Here is a 19,301-nt window from a genome sequence, read left to right as displayed (position 1 = left end):
CACGCAGGGCAACGACGAACAGGCCGGCAGAGCGGCCGGTCGGAGGGAATGCGATGGCACGGACACTCGCGGAAAAGGTCTGGGAGGATCACGTCGTACGGCGCGCCGAGGGCGAGCCCGACCTCCTCTTCATCGACCTGCACCTGCTCCACGAGGTCACCAGCCCGCAGGCCTTCGACGGTCTGCGGATGAACGGCCGCCCGGTGCGCCGGCTGGACCTCACCATCGCGACCGAGGACCACAACACCCCCACCCTCGACATCGACAAGCCGATCGCCGACCCGGTGTCGCGCACGCAGCTGGAGACGCTGCGCAAGAACTGCGCCGAGTTCGGGGTGCGGCTGCACCCGCTGGGCGACGTCGAGCAGGGCGTGGTGCACGTCGTCGGCCCGCAGCTGGGCCTGACGCAGCCGGGCATGACGGTCGTCTGCGGTGACAGCCACACCTCCACCCACGGCGCCTTCGGCGCGCTGGCGTTCGGCATCGGCACCAGCCAGGTCGAGCACGTGCTGGCCACCCAGACCCTGCCGCTGGCCCCGTTCAGGACCATGGCGATCACCGTCGACGGCGAGCTGCCCGAGGGCGTCAGCGCCAAGGACCTGATCCTGGCGATCATCGCCAGGATCGGCACCGGCGGCGGCCAGGGCTACGTCATCGAGTACCGCGGCTCGGCCATCGAGAAGCTCTCGATGGAGGCCCGGATGACCATCTGCAACATGTCGATCGAGGCGGGCGCCCGGGCCGGCATGATCGCCCCCGACCGGACCACCTTCGACTACCTGCAGGGCCGTCCGCACGCCCCGCAGGGCGAGGACTGGGACGCCGCGGTCGCGTACTGGAGCACGCTCAGGACCGACGAGGACGCCGTCTTCGACCACGAGGTCGTCATCGACGCCGCCTCCCTGTCCCCGTTCGTCACCTGGGGCACCAACCCCGGCCAGGGCGCCCCGCTGAGCGCGTCCGTGCCGGACCCGGCCGGCTTCGAGGACCCCAGCGACCGCCTGGCCGCCGAGAAGGCCCTGGAGTACATGGCCCTGGAGCCCGGTACGCCGCTGCGCGAGGTGAAGGTCGACACCGTCTTCGTCGGCTCCTGCACCAACGGCCGCATCGAGGACCTGCGCTCCGCCGCCTCCGTCGTCAAGGGCCGCAAGATCGCCGACGGCGTGCGGATGCTGGTGGTGCCCGGCTCGGTCCGGGTCGCCCTGCAGGCCGTGGAGGAGGGCCTGGACAAGGTCTTCAAGGAGGCCGGCGCCGAGTGGCGGCACGCGGGCTGCTCGATGTGCCTGGGCATGAACCCCGACCAACTGGCCCCCGGTGAGCGCTCCGCGTCCACCTCCAACCGCAACTTCGAGGGACGGCAGGGCAAGGGCGGCCGCACCCACCTGGTGTCGCCGCAGGTCGCGGCCGCGACCGCGGTCACCGGCCACCTCTCGTCCCCCGCCGATCTGCCCGGCGCAGCCGTCCTGGAGGCCTGAGAACGATGGAAGCTTTCACCAAGCACACTGGCCGCGCCGTCCCGCTGCGCCGCAGCAACGCCGACACGGACCAGATCATCCCGGCCCACTGGCTGAAGAAGGTCACCCGCAACGGCTTCGAGGACGGCCTGTTCGAGGCCTGGCGCAAGGACCCCGAGTTCGTCCTCAACCGGCCCGAGCGCCAGGGGGCGACCGTCCTGGTCGCGGGCCCGGACTTCGGCACCGGCTCCTCCCGCGAGCACGCGGTGTGGGCCCTGCAGAACTACGGTTTCAAGGCGGTCATCTCCGCGCGCTTCGCCGACATCTTCCGCGGCAACTCGTTGAAGAACGGCCTGCTCACCGTGATCCTGCCGCAGGAGACGGTCGAGGAGCTCTGGAAACTGACCGAGTCCGACCCGACGGCCGAGATCACCGTCGACCTGGAGGCCCGCGAGGTCCGCGCCGAGGGGATCACCGCCCCCTTCGAACTGGACGACAACGCCCGCTGGCGGCTGCTCAACGGCCTGGACGACATCAGCCTCACCCTGCAGAACGAGGCCGACATCACCGCCTACGAGGCCAAGCGCCCCTCCTTCAAGCCGCAGACCCTGCAGGTCTGAGCGGTCCGGCGGCCCCCGCGGCCGCCGCCGGCCCACCTCCGCAGCGCCCCCCGCCCCCACCGGGCGGGGGGCGCTGCGGCGTGTTCGGCTCCACACCTCGTGACAACTCACCGCAGATGACACAATCGGCACATGGAACACGATGGCCAACTCGAGCTGTACGGGTTCCTCGCTGCCAGGTTGAAGCAGGCCCACACCCGGGTGGCGGGTCTGCAAGTGCCGGAGGACGTCAGGATGCAGTTGACCCGGCGGCTGCTCGTCATCACCGCGGCCGCGAAGCACGATCTCGCAGGTGCGGCAAGGCGTCTGGAGGAACTGATGAAGGACCTCGACGAAGGCCGATTCCCCGATCAAAGGTCTTCCTGAGCCCCGAGTTCGTTGCGGCACAAGGGTGATTCGCCCGTTTCGTATTTGATTTGCGGTATATATCCGCCTAGCGTGCGAAAAAGCCCGAACTTCATCGCCGGGCAAGTTTCCGAAGGGGAAGACGTGAACAAGGCGCAGCTCGTTGAAGCGATTGCCGACAAGCTCGGCGGCCGTCAGCAGGCCGCGGACGCGGTCGACGCCGTCCTGGACGCGATCGTCCGCGCGACGGTGAGCGGGGACCGGGTCTCGGTCACCGGCTTCGGCTCGTTCGAGAAGGTGGAGCGTCCCGCCCGCTACGCCCGCAACCCCCAGACCGGGGAGCGGGTCCGGGTCAAGAAGACCTCCGTCCCGCGCTTCCGCGCCGGTCAGGGCTTCAAGGACCTGGTCAGCGGGTCGAAGAAGCTCCCCAAGGTCGGAGAGGTCTCCGTCAAGAAGGCGCCCAAGGGCAGCCTGAGCGGAGGCGTCACCGCCAAGGCCACCACCAAGAAGGCCGCCGCGAAGAAGACGACGGCGAAGAAGGCCACCGCTGCCAAGGCGGCCACGGCCAAGAAGACCACCGCCGCCAAGGCCACGGCCAAGAAGACCACCGCGGCCAAGGCGACGACGGCGAAGAAGGCGACCGCCAAGAAGACCACGGCGAAGAAGGCGACCGCCAAGAAGACCGCCCCGGCCAAGAAGGCGCCCGCCAAGTCGGCGGCCCGGAAGACCGCCACCAAGCGGACCGCGAAGCGGTAACGATTCCGCGGACCCGCACACGCCGACGGGCCGGGTACCCCTGACTCAGGGGCACCCGGCCCGTGCCGTCATGTGCTCAGGCCCCCGGGTCGGGGAAGGTCTGCAGCGTCACGAACACCACCCGGCGCCCGTCCCCGCTGCCCTCGGTGCGGATCCGCACCCGCTGACCGGGCCGCAGCAGCCGCAAGCCCCCGGCGTCGAACGCCGCCGCGTCGAACGGCAGCGGCGTCCCGTCGTCCAGCAGCACGCTGCCGGCGCGGGTCTCGGGGTCGTAGGTGTACGCGGTGGCCTGCATGGGCCCCAGCCTATCGGGCACCGCTTCCCGGGGCCGGTGCGCCCGCGGCCGGGCAATCGCCGGGCCCGGGCCCCGCGGGACCCTCCTGCGGAGCCGCCCGAAGTCCGGGCCGCAGCAGCGCCCGCGTGTACGGCCCGACCCCCAGCACCAGGGCGGCGGCCAGGTCCTCGCCCGTATCCACGTCCCGGCGCACGGAGTCCACGTCCGGCAGGACGATCTCGTGGGCGCCGGAAGCCCGGTGGCGGGCGCGTGAGGGCCCCCCGAAGGCCGGCGCGAGGGCGGTACCGGCGGTGGCCGCAAGCAGCGTGGTGCCGATTCCGGCCGCGTCGGCCAGAAACGACCGTCCTGGGCGCCGGGCGGCCGCGCGGAGCACCGCTGCCAGTTCGGTGGGCCGCAAGGCCGGGAGATCGGCGTTCAGGGCCGCCACGGCCGCGGTGGGGTGGCGCCTGCGGACCACGTCGGCGCCGTGCCGCAGCGCGGCGTTGAGCCCGGCCGCCGGGGAGTCCGCCTGGACGCGTGCCCCGAGGGCCGACAGCGCGGCCCCGGCGAGCGGATCGTCGGTGACGACCGTCACATTTCGTACCGCCTCGCAGGAGAGGGCGGCGGCCACGGTGTCCTGCGCGAAGGCCAGTGCCAGTCCGGGCCGCACGGGGCCGACGGCCTCCGCGAGGCGGCTCTTGGCGGCGGCCAGCGGCTTCAGCGGGACGACGAGCGACCATTCCACGGGTGGTGACACCGAACTATTGTGCTCGGGTCCCCCAGGCCCACCGCCACCCTGCCCCCAACCCCCCTTCCCGGCGGCCCGCCTCCGGGTGCACGATCTCCCTGGTGCGTGCCCGGGCCTCCTGGCCTCGGTGCTTCCGCCGGGGAGTACCCCGAGGGCCTTTCGCCCTGGCGTTACGGTGGCCCTACCGGCGACACTTGTGCGGCCGCACCGGCCGTACGGTGCCGCCGACCACAGCAGGCCGCGGTCCGGTGATCCCGGGTCGGCGGCGGAACGAGGAGGAGTTCTGGTGTCCCGCCGCAGAATCGGCTTCTGGTACCGGCTCGCAGCCGTCATCGCCAAACCGCCGCTTGTCGTTCTCTTCAAGCGGGACTGGCGCGGAATGGATCACATTCCGGTCGAGGGCGGATTCATCACGGCGGTCAACCACAACTCGTACCTCGACCCACTGTCGTACGCGCATTTCCAGTACAACAGCGGCCGGGTCCCCCGCTTCCTCGCGAAGGCGCCGCTGTTCAAGCCCGCCTTCGTCGGCGCGATCCTGCGCGGCACCGGCCAGATCCCCGTCTACCGGGAGAGCACCGACGCCGCCAACGCCTTCCGGGCCGCGGTGGACGCCATCAACTCCGGCGAGTGCGTCGCCTTCTACCCGGAGGGCACGCTGACCCGCGACCCCGAGTTGTGGCCGATGGTGGGCAAGACGGGCGTCGCCCGGGTCGCGCTGATGACCAAGGCCCCCGTGATCCCGGTCGCCCAGTGGGGCGCCAACGAGGTCATGCCGCCGTACGCGAAGGAGAAGAAGCTGCGCCTCTTCCCGCGCAAGACGCTGCGGGTCGTCGCCGGGCCGCCGGTGGACCTGTCGGCCTTCTACGGACAGGAGGCCAGCGTCGAGGTGCTCAAGGACGCCACCGACACCATCATGGCCGCGGTCAGCGAGCTGCTGGGCGAACTGCGCGGTCAGACCCCGCCCGCCGAGCGCTTCGACCCGCGCAAGCAGAAGGGCAGCACCAAGTGACGACGCGCTGTGCGGTCTACGGCACGGGCTCCTGGGGCACCGCCTTCGCGATGGTCCTCGCCGACGCGGGTGCCCAGGTCACCATGTGGGGCCGCCGCCCCGAGGTGGTCGAGGCCGTCAACAGCACGCGCAGCAACCCGTACTACCTGCCCGGGACCGAGCTGCCGGAGTCGATCCGGGCCACCACCGACCCCGCCGAGGCCGCCCGGGACGCGGAGTTCGTGATCCTCGCCGTACCGTCGCAGACGCTCCGCGGCAACCTGGCCGACTGGCAGTCGCTGCTGCCCCGCGACTCCGTGCTGGTCAGCCTGATGAAGGGCGTCGAACTCGGCACGGCCAAGCGGATGAGCGAGGTCATCGAGGAGGTCGCCAAGGCGGGCCCGGAGCGCGTCGCCGTGCTGTCCGGCCCCAACCTCGCCAAGGAGATCGCCGCGCGCCAGCCCGCCGCGAGCGTGGTCGCCTGCCGTGACGAGTCCGTCGCCAAGCGGCTGCAGGCCGCCAGCCACACCGCGTACTTCCGCCCGTACACCAACACCGACGTCGTCGGCTGCGAACTCGGCGGCGCTGTGAAGAACGTGATCGGCCTGGCGGTCGGCATCGCCGACGGCATGGGCCTGGGCGACAACACCAAGGGCTCGCTGATCACCCGCGGACTGGCGGAGACCACCCGGCTCGGCATCGCGCTCGGCGCCGACCCGCTGACCTTCTCCGGCCTGGCGGGTCTGGGCGACCTGGTCGCGACCTGCTCCTCGCCGCTGTCGCGCAACCACACCTTCGGCTTCAACCTGGGCAAGGGCATGACGCTGGAGGAGACCATCGCGGTCACCCGGCAGACCGCCGAGGGCGTCAAGTCCTGCGAGTCGGTGCTCGACCTGGCCCGCCGGCACGGCGTCGACATGCCCATCACCGAGACCGTCGTCGACATCGTGCACAACGGGAAGCAGCCCGTCGTCGCGGTCAAGGAGCTGATGTCGCGCTCCGCGAAGTCGGAACGCTGACGTCCGGAACGGTAAGGTCAACGCGACATGAGCATTCAGCCTTCTTCCCGCAAGCCGCGCGTCGCCGTCGTCTTCGGCGGACGCAGCTCCGAGCACGCCATCTCGGTCGTCACCGCAGGCGCGGTGCTGAGCGCGATCGACCGCGACAAGTACGACGTGCTGCCGATCGGCATCACCACCGACGGCCGTTGGGCGCTCACCGCCGACGACCCGTCCCGGATGGCGATCGCCGACCGCACGCTGCCCAGCGTCGCGCAGCTCACCGAGTCCTCCGACGGCACGGTGCTGCTGCCGGTGGACCCGGCCAGCCGTGAGGTCGTCTACAGCGAGCCCGGCTCGGTGCCCAAGGTCCTGGGCGACGTCGACGTCGTCTTCCCCATGCTGCACGGCCCGTACGGCGAGGACGGCACCCTCCAGGGCCTGCTGGAACTCTCCGGCGTGCCCTACGTCGGCTCCGGAGTGCTCGCCTCGGCCGTGGGCATGGACAAGGAGTACATGAAGCGGGTCTTCACCTCCTTCGGCCTGCCCGTCGGCCCGTACGTCGTGATCCGCCCGCGCGAGTGGGAGAACGACCCGGCCGCGGCCCGCAAGAAGGTCGTGGACTTCGCCGCCGACCACGGCTGGCCGGTCTTCGTGAAGCCCGCCCGTGCCGGGTCCTCCATGGGCATCAGCAAGGTCGACGACCTCGCCGGCCTGGACGAGGCGATCGAGGAGGCCCGCCGGCACGACCCCAAGGTGCTCGTGGAGTCGTTGCTGCGGGGCCGCGAGATCGAATGCGGCGTCCTGGAGTTCGAGGACGGCCCGCGCGCCTCGGTCCCCGCGGAGATCCCCCCGGTCACCGCGCACGACTTCTACGACTTCGAGGCGAAGTACATCGACTCCGCCGAGGGCGTCGTCCCCGCGCCGCTGACCGCGGAGCAGACCGCGCAGGTGCAGCGGCTCGCCGTGGCCGCCTTCGACGCGGCCTCCTGCGAGGGCCTGGTCCGTGCGGACTTCTTCCTGCAGGACGACGGCGAGTTCGTGATCAACGAGATCAACACGATGCCCGGCTTCACGCCGATCTCCATGTACCCGCGCATGTGGCAGGAGAGCGGCGTCGGCTACGCGGAACTGGTGGACCGGCTGATCCAGGCCGCGCTGCGGCGCTCCACCGGCCTGCGCTGAGCCGCGAGCGGCCGGGAGCGGTCCGCCGGACCCGTCAGAGTTCGGAGGGGATCGTCGTCTCCACGGCGCGTCCGAGGTCGGTCAGCGGATCGACCTCGGGCGCGTACTCGGCCGGCACCGTCACCTCGACGAAGGTCCTGCGGCCGGTCGTCGTGAAGCGGTAGCCGTCGTCGGTCTTCTCGATGAGCCAGCTCACGCCGTTGACCTCCACCGCGTCCGCGGTGGGGTTGTACGCCGTGCTGCCCGGGGTCAGCATCTCGGGTCGCGGCACGCCGCAGCGCAGCACCACCGTAGGATCCCCCCATCCGGCGGTGAGGTCGGAGACGGGGCTCACCGACCGCTTCGACAGGCCGTCGACCTTCCGCGGCAGCGCGTCGTGGAGGGCGCCGCACATCCGGGCGGCGGAGGCGGAGGGTGACGGGACGGCGACCCCGCCCGCGGCACCGCCGGAAGCGGAAATCCAGACCGCCGCCGCGGACGAGCACGCGACGGCGGACAGGGAGACGAGCGCGACCCGGCGGTACATCACCCGCCGAGCCTACAGGGGGCCTACAGATGGACGACCGGACAGGTCAGGGTGCGGGTGATGCCCTCCACCTGCTGCACCTTCGCCACCACGAGGCGCCCCAGGTCGTCGACCGTGTCGGCCTGGGCCCGCACGATCACGTCGTACGGACCGGTGACGTCCTCGGCCTGGATGACCCCGGAAATCTTGGAGATCACCTCCGCTACTGCCGAGGCCTTCCCGACCTCGGTCTGGATCAGAATGTACGCCTGTACCACGGAACCTCCAGGGCGGCTACGAGGATCATGTGGGAGGGAACGTCACGGTACCGCGTCGCCGCATGCCGCGGGGAGACCCGCGCGGTACCGGCCGTGCCGAAGCCGTCGCGCAAGCGCACACAGAAGGGGACCGGCCAGGTGAAGGGGACAGTCAGATGAAGGGCACCGTGGGCGAACTGGGGGAGTTCGGACTCATCAGGGAGTTGACCGCCCGGCTCACCTCCAGCCCCGCCGTCCGGCTCGGACCGGGTGACGACGCCGCCGTGGTCGCCGCCCCGGACCGGCGGGTGGTGGCCACCACCGACGCGCTCGTGGAGGGGCGGCACTTCCGCCGCGACTGGTCCACCGCCTACGACGTGGGCCGCAAGGCCGCCGCGCAGAACCTCGCCGACATCGCCGCCATGGGTGCCGTCCCGACCGCGGTGCTGCTCGCCCTGGTCGTCCCTGCCGACCTGCCGGTGACCTGGCCGGTCGAGCTGATGGACGGCATCCGGGACGAGTGCCAGGTGGCCGGCGCGGCCGTGGTCGGCGGCGACGTCGTCCGCGGTGACACGATCATGGTCTCCATCACCGCACTGGGTGACCTGCGCGACCGCGAACCCGTCACCCGATCCGGTGCCCGCCCCGGCGACGTCGTCGCCGTCACCGGCTGGCTGGGCTGGTCCGCGGCGGGACTCGCCGTCCTCTCCCGGGGGTTCCGCTCGCCGCGGGCCTTCGTCGAGGCCCACCGCCGTCCCGAACCGCCGTACCACGCAGGTCCCGCCGCCGCGGAACTCGGCGCGACGGCCATGACCGACGTGAGCGACGGGCTCGTCGCCGACCTCGGCCACATCGCCGCCGCCAGCGGCGTCGCCATAGACCTGTCCTCCGCCGACATCGACATCCCCGCGCAGATGGCCGACATCGGCCAGGCCGTCGGGGTCGACCCGCTGCACTGGGTGCTGACCGGGGGAGAGGACCACGCGATAGTCGCCGCCTTCCCCCCGGACACGAAGCTGCCCGCCCGCTGGCGGGTCATCGGCCGGGTGGTGAAGGCCACCACGGCACCCCAGGTCACCGTGGACGGCGCCCCCTGGGACAAGGCGGGCGGCTGGGACCACTTCGGATCCGAGTAGCGACGGCGACTAGATTCGCCGTATGACGATCCCACCGCGTGTGCTCACCGTCGCCGGCTCCGACTCCGGCGGCGGCGCGGGCATCCAGGCCGACCTGAAGACCATGCTCGCCCTCGGCGTCCACGGGATGAGCGTGGTCACGGCCGTCACGGCGCAGAACTCACTGGGCGTCCAGGGCGCCTGGGACCTGCCGGTGGACGCCGTACGGGCCCAGTTCCGCAGCGTCGTGGACGACATCGGCGTCCAGGCGGTCAAGACCGGGATGCTCTCCTCGGCGGAACTCGTCACCGCCGTCGCGGAACTCCTCGCCCCGCTCGACGTCCCCGTGGTCGTCGACCCCGTCGGCGTCTCCAAGCACGGCGACCCGCTGCTCGCCGCCGACGCCGTCGACGTCGTACGGACCCGCCTGCTGCCGCTGGCCACCGTCGCCACCCCCAACCTGGACGAGGTGCGCCAGATCACAGGAGTCGTCGTGGACGGCGAGCCCGCCATGCGCGAGGCCGCGGCGGCCGTCCTCAAGTGCGGCCCCCGCTGGGTCCTGATCAAGGGCGGCCACCTCAGCGGCGCCGCCGTCGACCTGCTCACCGACGGCAGCCGCGAGCACTGGCTGCGCGCCACGCGCCACGACAACCGGCACACCCACGGCACCGGCTGCACCCTGGCGTCCGCCGTCGCCTCGTTCCTGGCGCGGGGCCTGGACGTCCCCGAGGCGGCCCACGCCGCCAAGGAGTACGTCACCGGCGCCATCGCGGCGGGCTTCCCCCTGGGCGGCGGCATCGGCCCCGTGGACCACGCCTGGCGGCAGCGCTGAGGTGAACCGGCGGGAGGGCACAGCAGAAAGCCGGTCCACCACGAGGGTGGACCGGCTCCGGTAGCCGCAAGGCTGCGCTACGACGTCCTATGCGTCAGCGCGCGACCTTGCCGGCCTTGATGCACGAGGTGCAGACGTTGAGGCGCTTCGGCGTCCGACCGACCACAGCACGCACCGTCTGGATGTTGGGGTTCCAACGACGGCGAGTACGGCGGTGCGAGTGCGAGATGTTGTTGCCGAAGCCCGGCCCCTTGCCGCAGACGTCGCAGTTGGCAGCCACGGGTCACTCCAAAGACTTCAGATGCACTAACGGATAAATCCCGGCGGCATCCGGCATCCGTCAAAATGATTGAAGGAAGACCAGTGATGCCGAGGGACGGCCCGGGACAGCCCCAGGCAACCGGAGCAGCATACTACGTCCGCTCCTGTCCCTCGAAATTACCATGGTCAGCGGTACGGGCGGTCGCCCGGAGGGCCCCGGCGCTCAGTACGCTGCGTGCGGACACCTCCCCACCCCAGGTCCCCGGCCGCCCCCGCAGGAGGAACACGTGCCGCCGACGCTCGACCCTCCCGCGGTGCGCGCATGGTGCCGGCTGTCCCTCCAGGCGCTCGGCCGGGCCCGCGAGGAGATCGACGCGATCAACGTCTACCCCGTCGCCGACGGGGACACCGGCACGAACCTGTTCCTGACCGTGGAGTCCGCCGCCCAGTCCGTGGACGCCGTCTTCGAGGGCCACGCCGCCTCGGGCGGCATCCCGGACCTCACCTCGTGCCTGCGCTCCATGGCGCACGGCGCGCTCATAGGAGCACGCGGCAACTCCGGGACGATCCTCGCCCAACTGCTGCGCGGCATGGCCGAGGTCCTCGCCGAGGACGCCGGTGACCTGCGGCCGGCCCTGCGCCGGGCCGCGGAGTCCGCCTACCAGGCCGTCGCGCATCCGGTCGAGGGCACGATGCTCACCGTCGCCACGGCCGCCGCGGAGGCGGCCGCCGCCGTGACCGGCGACGTCCACGAGGTCTCCCGGGCCGCGTACGAGGCGGCCCGCCTCGCGCTGGCGGCAACTCCGCGGCAACTGGCCGTCCTCGGCGACGCCGGTGTCGTCGACGCCGGCGGCCGCGGCCTCGTCGCCGTCCTGGGCGCCCTCGCGGACGCGGTTTCGGGACAGGCCCCGATGGGCCCGCTCGACGACGCCCTGCGGGTGCCGTTGCCCAGGGGCGCGTCCCAGATCGTGCCCTACGGCTGCGCGACCGGCGGGGACGGCGCGGACCCGCACGCGGTGCCCGGCGGGCCGGACTTCGAGGTCATCTACCTCCTGGAGGCACCCGACCGCGCCGTCCCCGCGCTGCGCACCCGGCTGGACCGGCTCGGCGACTCCCTCGTCGTCGTCGGCGGGGACGGGCTGTGGAACGTCCACGTCCACGTCGACGACGTGGGCGCCGCCATCGAGGCCGGGATCGAGGCGGGACGGCCGTACCGCATCAAGGTGACGCACTTCGGCGACCAGGCCCGCGCGCTCGAGCAGGGCCGCCGCGGGGCCACCGGCGGGCGGGGCGAGCGCACGCTCCGGGCCGTGGTCGCCGTGGTGCGCGGCGACGGCCTCGCCGAGCTGTGCACCCAGGCCGGGGCCACCGTGGTCGCCGTACGGCCCGGAGAGCCGCCCGCGAGCGGCGACATCGCGGAAGCCATCCGCCGTGCGCACGCCCGCGAGGTCGTCCTGCTGCCCAACGACGTCGAACTGCGGCACGCGGTGGGCGCCGCGGCCGAACAGGCGCGCACGGAGGGCGTCCGCGTGGCGCTCATCCCCACGCGGTCCGCGGTGCAGGGCATCGCCGCCCTCGCCGTCCACGAGCCCACCCGGCGCTTCGACGAGGACGTCGTCGCCATGACCTCCGCGGCCGGCGCCACGCGCTACGCCGAGCTCGCCGTCGCGGAGGCCCAGTCCTGGACCATGGCCGGCGTCTGCCAGGCCGGGGACGTCCTCGGCCTCATCGACGGGGACGTCGCGGTGATCGGCGGCAACCTCGTCGAGACCGGGATCATCGTCCTGGACCGCATGCTCGCCGCGGGCGGGGAGATGGTCACGCTCGTCATCGGGTCCGACGCGCCCGCGGACCTGGCGGACCGGCTCGAGGCGCACGTCCGTGACAGCCACCTCGCGGTCGACACGGTCGTCTACGACGGTGGCCAGGAAACGTGCCCCCTCCTCATCGGCGTCGAGTAGCCGCCCCCGCGTCGCCGCGTGCGGCGCCGTTGTGGTTGCCGTTGGGGGTTTCCCCGCCGCCCGCCCTCCCCCCCCGGCCGAAGGCTGGGGGAGGGCGGGAGGGCGGGGGATGCCCGCCGCAGGCGCAACGCACCCGCACACGACCACCCGGGCAGCCCGGCGCAGCCGCAGCACCCCGGGCCGCAACACAAACTTTGTCGGCCCCGTGCGCAAAGATGGACGCGATGTCTGCTGCCCTTGACGAACCGCTCGCAAAATCCGTCGGCGGCCGCACCGCAAAGGTGTTCGCCGACCATCTCGACCTGCGCACCGTCGGCGACCTGCTGCACCACTACCCACGCCGCTACGCGGAACGCGGCGAGCTGACGCGCCTGTCCGACCTCCCGCTGGACGAACACGTCACCGTGGTCGCGCGCGTCGCCAAGGCGACGAAGAAGACCTACGGCCCCGGCAAGTCGCGCCTCGAGGTGGTCGTCACGGACGGCAGCGGCTCGCTGACCCTGGTCTTCTTCGGCCGGGGGGTGTTCAAGCCGGAGCACGACCTCCTCCCGGGCCGCCGCGGGATGTTCGCCGGCAAGGTGTCCGTGTTCAACCGGGCCCTGCAGTTGGCGCACCCCGAGTACCAGTTGCTGGACGCCGAGGACGGCAAGGAGGCCGTGGACGCCTTCGCCGCCCGGCTGATCCCGATCTACCCGGCGTGCAAGCAGGTCAATTCGTGGACGATCGCGAAGACCGTCGACACCGTGCTGACCTCCCTCGGCGCCACGCAGTGGTCCGGCACGGGCGAGCCGCTGCCCGCCACGCTGCGGGAGTCGCGCGGGCTCGTGGCGCTGCCGGAGGCGCTGGAGAAGATCCACCGCCCGCGGTCCAAGGCCGACATCATGATCGCCAAGGAGCGCCTGAAGTGGGACGAGGCGTTCGTGCTGCAGGTGGCCCTCGCGCGGCGCCGGGCGGCGGAGGACGCGCTGCCCGCCGTGCCGCGCGTGCCGGCGGAGGACGGACTGCTGAAGGCCTTCGACGCGCGGCTGCCGTTCACGCTCACCGAGGGCCAGGAGCAGGTGTCGGCCGAGATCTTCGCGGACCTGGCGACGGACCACCCGATGCACCGGCTGCTCCAGGGCGAGGTGGGTTCCGGCAAGACGATGGTGGCGCTGCGCGCCATGCTCGGCGTGGTCGACACGGGCGGCCAGGCCGCGATGCTGGCGCCGACGGAGGTGCTGGCGCAGCAGCACCACCGGTCGATCACGGAGATGATGGGCGACCTCGCCGAGGGCGGCATGCTCGGCGGCTCGGACCTGGGCACGAAGGTCGTGCTGCTGACCGGTTCCATGGGGGCCGCCGCCCGCCGCCAGGCGCTGCTTGACCTGGTGACCGGCGAGGCCGGGATCGTCGTGGGCACGCACGCGCTGATCGAGGACAAGGTGGGGTTCCACGACCTGGGGCTGGTCGTGGTCGACGAGCAGCACCGCTTCGGTGTCGAGCAGCGCGACGCGCTGCGGGGCAAGGCCAAGCAGCCGCCGCACCTGCTGGTGATGACGGCGACTCCGATCCCGCGCACCGTCGCGATGACGGTCTTCGGCGACCTGGAGACCTCCGTGCTGGACCAGTTGCCGGCCGGACGTTCGCCGATCGCCACGCACGTCGTGCCGGCGAAGGACAAGCCGCACTTCCTGTCGCGCGCCTGGGAACGGGTGCGCGAGGAGGTCGAGAACGGGCACCAGGCGTACGTGGTGTGCCCGCGGATCGGCGACGAGGAGCCGGACCCGAAGAAGAAGTCCGCGGAGGACGAGGCGGAGCGGCGGCCGCCGCTGGCGGTGCTGGAGATCGCCGAGCAGCTGGCCAAGGGGCCGCTGGCGGGGCTGCGCGTGGAGGTGCTGCACGGGCGGATGCAGGCGGAGGCGAAGGACGACGTGATGCGCCGCTTCGCCGCCGGCGAGGTCGACGTGCTGGTGGCGACCACGGTGATCGAGGTCGGCGTCAACGTGCCGAACGCCACCGCCATGGTGATCATGGACGCGGACCGCTTCGGCGTCTCGCAGCTGCACCAGTTGCGCGGCCGGGTCGGGCGTGGTGCGGCGGCCGGTCTGTGCCTGCTGGTGTCCGAGATGCCGGAGGCGACCTCGGCCCGCGCCCGGCTGGACGCCGTGGCCGGGACGCTGGACGGCTTCGAGCTCTCCCGCATCGACCTGGAACAGCGGCGTGAGGGCGACGTCCTCGGGCAGGCCCAGTCCGGGACGCGCTCGTCGCTGCGCATGCTCACGGTGATCGACGACGAGGACGTGATCGCGGCGGCCCGGGAGGAGGCCACCTCGCTGGTCGCCGCGGACCCCGGACTGGAGGGTCAGCCGGACCTGCGCAGCGCGCTGGAGAGCCTGGTCGACGCGGACCGCGAGCAGTACCTCGACAAGGGCTGACGGACCGTCATTGTCAGTGCCCCCTGGGAGAATGGACACAGTCCGCGCCGATCCGCTCGGGAATAGGCGTAGTTGGACCTTTGGGGGCTGATTTCATGTCGTTCCGTCACCTCAACGAACTGCCGCTCGGTGAGAAGGTCTTCCGGATCGAGCTCTCCAGCGACGACGACACCACCGTCACCCTGACCCTGGCCGGCTGGTCCGAGGACGACCCGGACACCCTCCTCGCCTCCGGCACGCTCACGCTGCCGCTGACCGACGTCCCGTCCCTGCGCATCGCCCTCAACCGTGCCCTGCGCGCCCTCGCCCTCGTGGCCGACGTGGCCGAGCCCATACCCGACCGCGACGTGCTGCGCGAGCTGTTCCCGGGGCACGGCGCGCCCTGGGTGCCGCAGCACGAGGAGGAACTGGTCCGCCGGTTCCACGACGGCGAGTCCATCGCCCGCGTGGCCGCGCGCTTCGGCCGTACGCCCGACTCCGTCCGGACGAAGCTGCGTGAGCTCGGTCACGACCCGCGCCGCCCCGAGCACTGCCCGCCCGACGGCTGCCTGTCCTGGTCGCGCTACGCCTCGCCGGCGCTCGTCGGGGCCGTGGAAGAGCAGGGCCGGGACTGACCTACGTATCGTGGGGGAGCGGCGCCGCGACGGCGCCGTTCCCCCCGCCCACGAGACGAATGAGCCGCAGATGACCCGCGTGATCGCCGGAGCCGCCGGTGGCCGTCGCCTGGCCGTGCCGCCGGGCAACGGAACCCGACCCACCTCCGACCGGGCGAAGGAGGGGCTGTTCTCCACCTGGGAGTCGCTGCGCGGCGTCCTGCACGGGGCGCGGGTCATCGACCTGTACGGGGGATCGGGCGCCGTCGGCCTGGAGGCGCTCTCACGCGGCGCGGCGCACGTGCTGCTGGTCGAGTCCGACCCTCGCGCCGCCCGCGTCATCCGGGAGAACGTCCGCGCCCTCGGGCTGCCCGGCGCCGAGGTGCGGGCCGGAAAGGCCGAGAAGGTCGTCGCGGGACCGCCTCCGACGGACCCGTACGACCTGGTGTTCCTGGACCCGCCGTACGCGGTCACCGACGACGAGCTGCGCGAGATCCTGCTCACACTCCGTACGCAGGGCTGGCTCGACGCGGACGCCGTCGCCACCGTGGAGAGGAGCACCCGAGGCGGGGAATTCCGCTGGCCCGAGGGGTACGAAGGGATCAGGGCCCGGCGGTACGGCGAAGGGACGCTTTGGTACGGTCGCGCCGCCGACGTCACCGACGCGTCATGAACCACCCGCAGAACCCTCAGAGCGAGGAGTCACCGTTGCGCCGCGCAGTCTGTCCGGGGTCCTTCGACCCCGTCACCAATGGACACCTCGACATCATCGCCCGAGCCTCGCGCCTGTACGACGAGGTCTACGTGGCCGTGATGATCAACAAGTCGAAGAAGGGCCTCTTCTCGATCGAGGAGCGCATCGCCCTCATCGAGGAGGTCACCGCCGGGTACGGCAACGTGCGCGTGGAGGCCTTCCACGGCCTGCTGGTGGACTTCTGCAAGCAGCGCGACATCCCCGCCATCGTGAAGGGCCTGCGCGCGGTCAGCGACTTCGACTACGAGCTGCAGATGGCCCAGATGAACAACGGGCTGTCCGGCGTGGAGACCCTGTTCGTCCCCACCAACCCCACCTACAGCTTCCTGTCCTCCAGCCTCGTCAAGGAGGTGGCGCAATGGGGCGGCGACGTCGCGCACTTGCTGCCCCCCGTCGTGCTGGAGGCCCTCAAGAAGAAGCTCGCGCAGCAGTAGAGTCTGGAACGTGGACGTCCAGAAGAAGCTCGACGAGATCGTGGCCGCCGTGGAGGCCGCCCGGTCCATGCCGATGTCGGCCTCCTGCGTGGTCAACCGTGCCGAGTTGCTCGCCATGCTCGAAGACGTACGGTCGGCGCTGCCCGACTCGCTCTCCCAGGCCCAGCAGCTGCTGGGCGGGCGGGAGCAGATGGTCGAGGAGGCCCGGGCCGAGGCCGGCCGGATCATCGGCGCCGCGCACGCGGAACGCGGTTCGCTGATCTCCGACACCGAGATCGCCCGCCGCTCGCAGCAGGAGGCCGAGCGCATCGTCACGGAGGCGCAGCGCGAGGCCACCGAGATCCGGGCCGAGGCCGACGACTACGTCGACAGCAAGCTCGCCAACTTCGAGGTCGTGCTGACCAAGACCATCGGCTCGGTGGACCGCGGTCGCGAGAAGCTGCTGGGCCACGGCCCGGCCCTCGACGAGAACGGCTACCCGTACGCGGACGAGGACGACGCGCCGGAGCGCAGCGGGGACCCCGAGACGCTGCGCCGCCGCGCGGACGAGTACGTGGACGCCAAGCTGGGCGCCTTCGAGGCGGTGCTCAGCAAGACCCTGGAGGCCGTCGGACGGGGCCGCCTGAAGCTGACCGGCCACCGCCCCATGGACGAACTGGGCGCCCACGACGCGGACCCCGAGGGCCAGGTCCCCGGGCAGTCCGACGCCGAGTACCTCGCGGGCCTGGCCGCCCCCGTGGCCCCCGGCGACTACCAGTACGACCCGAACGCCGTCCAGCAGCCCGACTACGGCTACCAGCAGCCGGACCCGTACCAGCAGCAGGTCCAGCAGCCGGACCCGTACCAGCAGCAGGGCCAGTACGCCGACCCGTACGCCGCCCAGCCGCAGCAGGCCTACTACGACCCGAACTACGGCTGGCAGCAGCCGCAGCAGAGCGGTTACGAGCAGCAGCAGTACGTCGTGCAGCAGCACCAGCAGGGGCAGGGCGCGGCGCTCGACGAGACGAGCTTCTTCGACACCAGCATGATCGACCTGAACCGGCTGCGTGAGCTGGAGCAGGAGCGCGGTTTGGGCTGAGCCCGGGGGACCGGTATCCTGATCCCTCAGCCGTGTGATCCCCGGCGCTTTGGCGTGCCCGCCGTCGTGGCGACGGGCACGCGCCGAACCGAAGAAAGCAGGAGCCCTGAACACCCGCCTCGACCACCGCAACCCGCTCGTGTTCGACACGCACGAGCTGGGTCGTCGTCCTGGGGCGATGAAGAAGGTCTCCCGCTCGGTGCCGGCCCCCAAGGACATGGGCATCGAGGTCATCGGTGTCCGCGAGGGCACGGAGATCGAGCTGGACCTCCGCCTGGAGTCGGTGATGGAGGGGGTGCTCGTCACGGGCACCGCCCGCGCACCGCTCTCGGGGGAGTGCGTAAGGTGTCTGGAGCCGCTCGAGCGTGAGCTCGAGACGGAGTTCCAGGAGTTGTACTCCTACCCCGACGCCGACACCCGGACCGGTGGGCACCACGGTGCCGCCGACGCCGGTGACGACGCCGAGGAGGAGGACACTCTCTTCCTCGAGGGCGACTTGTTCGACCTCGAGCCCGTGCTGCGCGACGCGGTGGTTCTCGAACTGCCGCTGCAGCCGGTGTGCCAGGACGACTGTCCCGGTCTGTGCTCCGATTGCGGGGCGCGGCTGGCGGACGACCCGGACCACCACCACGAGGTCACCGACATCCGTTGGGCGGCCCTGCAGGAAATCCAGCTGAGCGGTGCCGAGGACGGCGCCGACGAGAACCAGGAGAAGTAGCCGTGGCTGTTCCCAAGCGGAAGATGTCGCGCAGCAACACGCGCCACCGCCGTTCGCAGTGGAAGGCTGCGCCCGTGAGCCTGGTGGCGTGCGAGCGCTGCCACGAGCCGAAGCAGCAGCACATCGCGTGCCCGAGCTGCGGCACCTACAACCGTCGTCAGGTCCTCGAGGTCTGATCGGCGGGTGAGGGGCTCCATGTCGTCAGACGGCGCAACGTCGACGGACGCCGGTAAGGCAGCCTCGTCCCCCGCGGTTCTGGAAGGGCGGCTCGGGTACACACTCGAACCCGCCCTTCTGGTGCGTGCGCTGACCCATCGCTCGTACGCGTACGAGAACGGCGGTCTGCCCACCAACGAGCGCCTGGAGTTCCTCGGGGACTCCGTGCTCGGCCTGGTGGTCACGGACACGCTCTACCGCACCCACCCGGACCTCCCGGAGGGCACGCTCGCCAAGCTGCGGGCCGCGGTGGTCAACTCCCGAGCCCTGGCCGACGTCGGCCGTGGCCTCGACCTGGGCAGCTTCGTCCGCCTCGGCCGGGGCGAGGAGGGCACGGGAGGCCGGGACAAGGCGTCGATCCTCGCGGACACCCTCGAGGCGGTGATCGGGGCGGTCTACCTGGACCAGGGCCTGGACGCCGCGTCGGAGCTGGTGCACCGGCTCTTCGATCCACTGATCGAGAAGTCCTCCAACCTCGGGGCGGGACTGGACTGGAAGACCAGCCTCCAGGAACTCACCGCGGGCGAGGGCCTCGGTGTCCCGGAGTACGTGGTCTCCGAGACCGGACCGGACCACGAGAAGACCTTCACGGCTGCCGCCCGCGTCGGTGGTGTCGAGTACGGCACCGGCACCGGCCGCAGCAAGAAGGAAGCAGAGCAGCAGGCCGCCGAGGCCGCCTGGCGCGGGATCCGCGCCAAGCGCGACGCGAACGGCACTGTCGCGAGCTGAACCCGTCAGGCCCGTCCGGCCGGCCCCCGAGGCCGACCGGGCGGGCCTTCCGGTTCCCCGGGC

General features: G+C 71.9%; 23 protein-coding genes. 18 read left to right on the top strand and 5 right to left on the bottom strand.

All coding sequences use genetic code 11. The annotated features are described in order from the left end of the window. Positions 1–53 precede the first annotated feature (53 nt). The 4 genes from leuC to ACFYYN_RS31850 all read left to right on the top strand — a co-directional run bounded on the left by leuC (position 54) and on the right by ACFYYN_RS31850 (position 3,175). The gene (leuC, locus tag ACFYYN_RS31865; RefSeq protein ID WP_499514190.1) at positions 54–1,475 is read left to right on the top strand and encodes a 3-isopropylmalate dehydratase large subunit; all 1,422 of its coding nucleotides are present in this window, start codon (positions 54–56) and stop codon (positions 1,473–1,475) included. A 5-nt stretch (positions 1,476–1,480) separates the two neighbouring features. Further along, a complete protein-coding gene (gene leuD, locus ACFYYN_RS31860; RefSeq protein WP_500548500.1) occupies positions 1,481–2,074 on the top strand; it encodes a 3-isopropylmalate dehydratase small subunit in 594 nt (197 codons plus the stop codon). A 132-nt stretch (positions 2,075–2,206) separates the two neighbouring features. Continuing rightward, positions 2,207–2,440, top strand: a complete 234-nt coding sequence (locus tag ACFYYN_RS31855; protein WP_018562075.1) for an SCO5555 family protein — start codon at positions 2,207–2,209, stop codon at positions 2,438–2,440. A 123-nt stretch (positions 2,441–2,563) separates the two neighbouring features. After that, positions 2,564–3,175: an HU family DNA-binding protein gene (locus ACFYYN_RS31850; RefSeq protein ID WP_500325631.1), complete on the top strand. Its 612-nt coding sequence runs from the start codon at positions 2,564–2,566 to the stop codon at positions 3,173–3,175. 76 nt (positions 3,176–3,251) lie between these two features. Here ACFYYN_RS31850 and ACFYYN_RS31845 read toward each other — a convergent pair whose 3' ends face one another. Then, a complete protein-coding gene (locus ACFYYN_RS31845) occupies positions 3,252–3,470 on the bottom strand; it encodes a hypothetical protein (RefSeq protein ID WP_018562077.1) in 219 nt (72 codons plus the stop codon). A gap of 10 nt (positions 3,471–3,480) precedes the next feature. After that, positions 3,481–4,194 carry a 2-phospho-L-lactate guanylyltransferase gene (gene cofC / locus ACFYYN_RS31840; protein WP_500548522.1) on the bottom strand — a complete coding sequence of 238 codons (714 nt, stop codon included), beginning with the start codon at positions 4,192–4,194 and terminating at the stop codon, positions 3,481–3,483. A 289-nt stretch (positions 4,195–4,483) separates the two neighbouring features. On the opposite strand from cofC, the gene ACFYYN_RS31835 reads away from it, so the two are divergent. From ACFYYN_RS31835 to ACFYYN_RS31825, 3 genes are read left to right on the top strand one after another with little or no spacing between them, the layout of a single operon-like run. After that, positions 4,484–5,209: a lysophospholipid acyltransferase family protein gene (locus tag ACFYYN_RS31835; RefSeq protein ID WP_500548499.1), complete on the top strand. Its 726-nt coding sequence runs from the start codon at positions 4,484–4,486 to the stop codon at positions 5,207–5,209. A gap of 50 nt (positions 5,210–5,259) precedes the next feature. Continuing rightward, the gene (locus ACFYYN_RS31830) at positions 5,260–6,207 is read left to right on the top strand and encodes an NAD(P)H-dependent glycerol-3-phosphate dehydrogenase (protein WP_500548521.1); all 948 of its coding nucleotides are present in this window, start codon (positions 5,260–5,262) and stop codon (positions 6,205–6,207) included. A gap of 27 nt (positions 6,208–6,234) precedes the next feature. Further along, a complete protein-coding gene (locus ACFYYN_RS31825; RefSeq protein ID WP_500548498.1) occupies positions 6,235–7,371 on the top strand; it encodes a D-alanine--D-alanine ligase family protein in 1,137 nt (378 codons plus the stop codon). Between the two features lie 34 nt (positions 7,372–7,405). Here the strand turns inward: ACFYYN_RS31825 and ACFYYN_RS31820 are convergent, their stop codons facing one another. Then, positions 7,406–7,897: a DUF3515 domain-containing protein gene (locus tag ACFYYN_RS31820; RefSeq protein ID WP_500548520.1), complete on the bottom strand. Its 492-nt coding sequence runs from the start codon at positions 7,895–7,897 to the stop codon at positions 7,406–7,408. Positions 7,898–7,920: 23 nt separating this feature from the next. After that, the gene (locus tag ACFYYN_RS31815; RefSeq protein ID WP_018562083.1) at positions 7,921–8,154 is read right to left on the bottom strand and encodes an Lrp/AsnC family transcriptional regulator; all 234 of its coding nucleotides are present in this window, start codon (positions 8,152–8,154) and stop codon (positions 7,921–7,923) included. Between the two features lie 155 nt (positions 8,155–8,309). On the opposite strand from ACFYYN_RS31815, the gene ACFYYN_RS31810 reads away from it, so the two are divergent. Both ACFYYN_RS31810 and thiD read left to right on the top strand, forming a co-directional pair. Continuing rightward, entirely contained in the window at positions 8,310–9,269 is a 960-nt protein-coding gene (locus tag ACFYYN_RS31810; protein WP_499514196.1) for a thiamine-monophosphate kinase, read from the top strand. A gap of 22 nt (positions 9,270–9,291) precedes the next feature. Then, a complete protein-coding gene (gene thiD, locus ACFYYN_RS31805) occupies positions 9,292–10,080 on the top strand; it encodes a bifunctional hydroxymethylpyrimidine kinase/phosphomethylpyrimidine kinase (RefSeq protein WP_500325636.1) in 789 nt (262 codons plus the stop codon). Between the two features lie 94 nt (positions 10,081–10,174). On the opposite strand, the gene rpmB is transcribed toward thiD, so the two are convergent. Further along, positions 10,175–10,360 carry a 50S ribosomal protein L28 gene (gene rpmB / locus ACFYYN_RS31800; RefSeq protein WP_014628431.1) on the bottom strand — a complete coding sequence of 62 codons (186 nt, stop codon included), beginning with the start codon at positions 10,358–10,360 and terminating at the stop codon, positions 10,175–10,177. A gap of 268 nt (positions 10,361–10,628) precedes the next feature. On the opposite strand from rpmB, the gene ACFYYN_RS31795 reads away from it, so the two are divergent. The 9 genes from ACFYYN_RS31795 to rnc all read left to right on the top strand — a co-directional run bounded on the left by ACFYYN_RS31795 (position 10,629) and on the right by rnc (position 19,238). Continuing rightward, the gene (locus ACFYYN_RS31795; RefSeq protein WP_500548497.1) at positions 10,629–12,302 is read left to right on the top strand and encodes a DAK2 domain-containing protein; all 1,674 of its coding nucleotides are present in this window, start codon (positions 10,629–10,631) and stop codon (positions 12,300–12,302) included. A gap of 215 nt (positions 12,303–12,517) precedes the next feature. After that, positions 12,518–14,716 (top strand): ATP-dependent DNA helicase RecG, encoded by a 2,199-nt coding sequence (recG, locus tag ACFYYN_RS31790; protein WP_500548496.1) that lies wholly within the window; start codon positions 12,518–12,520, stop codon positions 14,714–14,716. Between the two features lie 95 nt (positions 14,717–14,811). Continuing rightward, positions 14,812–15,330 carry a hypothetical protein gene (locus ACFYYN_RS31785; RefSeq protein WP_499514200.1) on the top strand — a complete coding sequence of 173 codons (519 nt, stop codon included), beginning with the start codon at positions 14,812–14,814 and terminating at the stop codon, positions 15,328–15,330. A gap of 70 nt (positions 15,331–15,400) precedes the next feature. Beyond that, positions 15,401–15,982: a 16S rRNA (guanine(966)-N(2))-methyltransferase RsmD gene (rsmD, locus tag ACFYYN_RS31780; protein WP_500548495.1), complete on the top strand. Its 582-nt coding sequence runs from the start codon at positions 15,401–15,403 to the stop codon at positions 15,980–15,982. A 35-nt stretch (positions 15,983–16,017) separates the two neighbouring features. After that, positions 16,018–16,497, top strand: coding sequence for a pantetheine-phosphate adenylyltransferase (gene coaD / locus ACFYYN_RS31775; protein ID WP_499514202.1), 480 nt, complete (start codon positions 16,018–16,020; stop codon positions 16,495–16,497). A 10-nt stretch (positions 16,498–16,507) separates the two neighbouring features. Continuing rightward, positions 16,508–17,575, top strand: a complete 1,068-nt coding sequence (locus ACFYYN_RS31770; protein ID WP_500548494.1) for an ATP synthase subunit B family protein — start codon at positions 16,508–16,510, stop codon at positions 17,573–17,575. Between the two features lie 178 nt (positions 17,576–17,753). Further along, the gene (locus ACFYYN_RS31765) at positions 17,754–18,293 is read left to right on the top strand and encodes a YceD family protein (protein ID WP_500325645.1); all 540 of its coding nucleotides are present in this window, start codon (positions 17,754–17,756) and stop codon (positions 18,291–18,293) included. Between the two features lie 2 nt (positions 18,294–18,295). Beyond that, positions 18,296–18,469: a 50S ribosomal protein L32 gene (gene rpmF / locus ACFYYN_RS31760; protein ID WP_026251550.1), complete on the top strand. Its 174-nt coding sequence runs from the start codon at positions 18,296–18,298 to the stop codon at positions 18,467–18,469. Positions 18,470–18,488: 19 nt separating this feature from the next. Beyond that, a complete protein-coding gene (gene rnc / locus ACFYYN_RS31755; protein WP_499514205.1) occupies positions 18,489–19,238 on the top strand; it encodes a ribonuclease III family protein in 750 nt (249 codons plus the stop codon). Positions 19,239–19,301 lie beyond the last annotated feature (63 nt).

It is taken from the genome of Streptomyces sp. NPDC001902, from assembly GCF_042891295.1.
In the GTDB taxonomy this organism is placed as follows: Bacteria; Actinomycetota; Actinomycetes; order Streptomycetales; family Streptomycetaceae; genus Actinacidiphila.
Note: the sequence above shows the minus strand (reverse complement) of the source record. Positions and strands in the feature narration are given on the sequence as shown.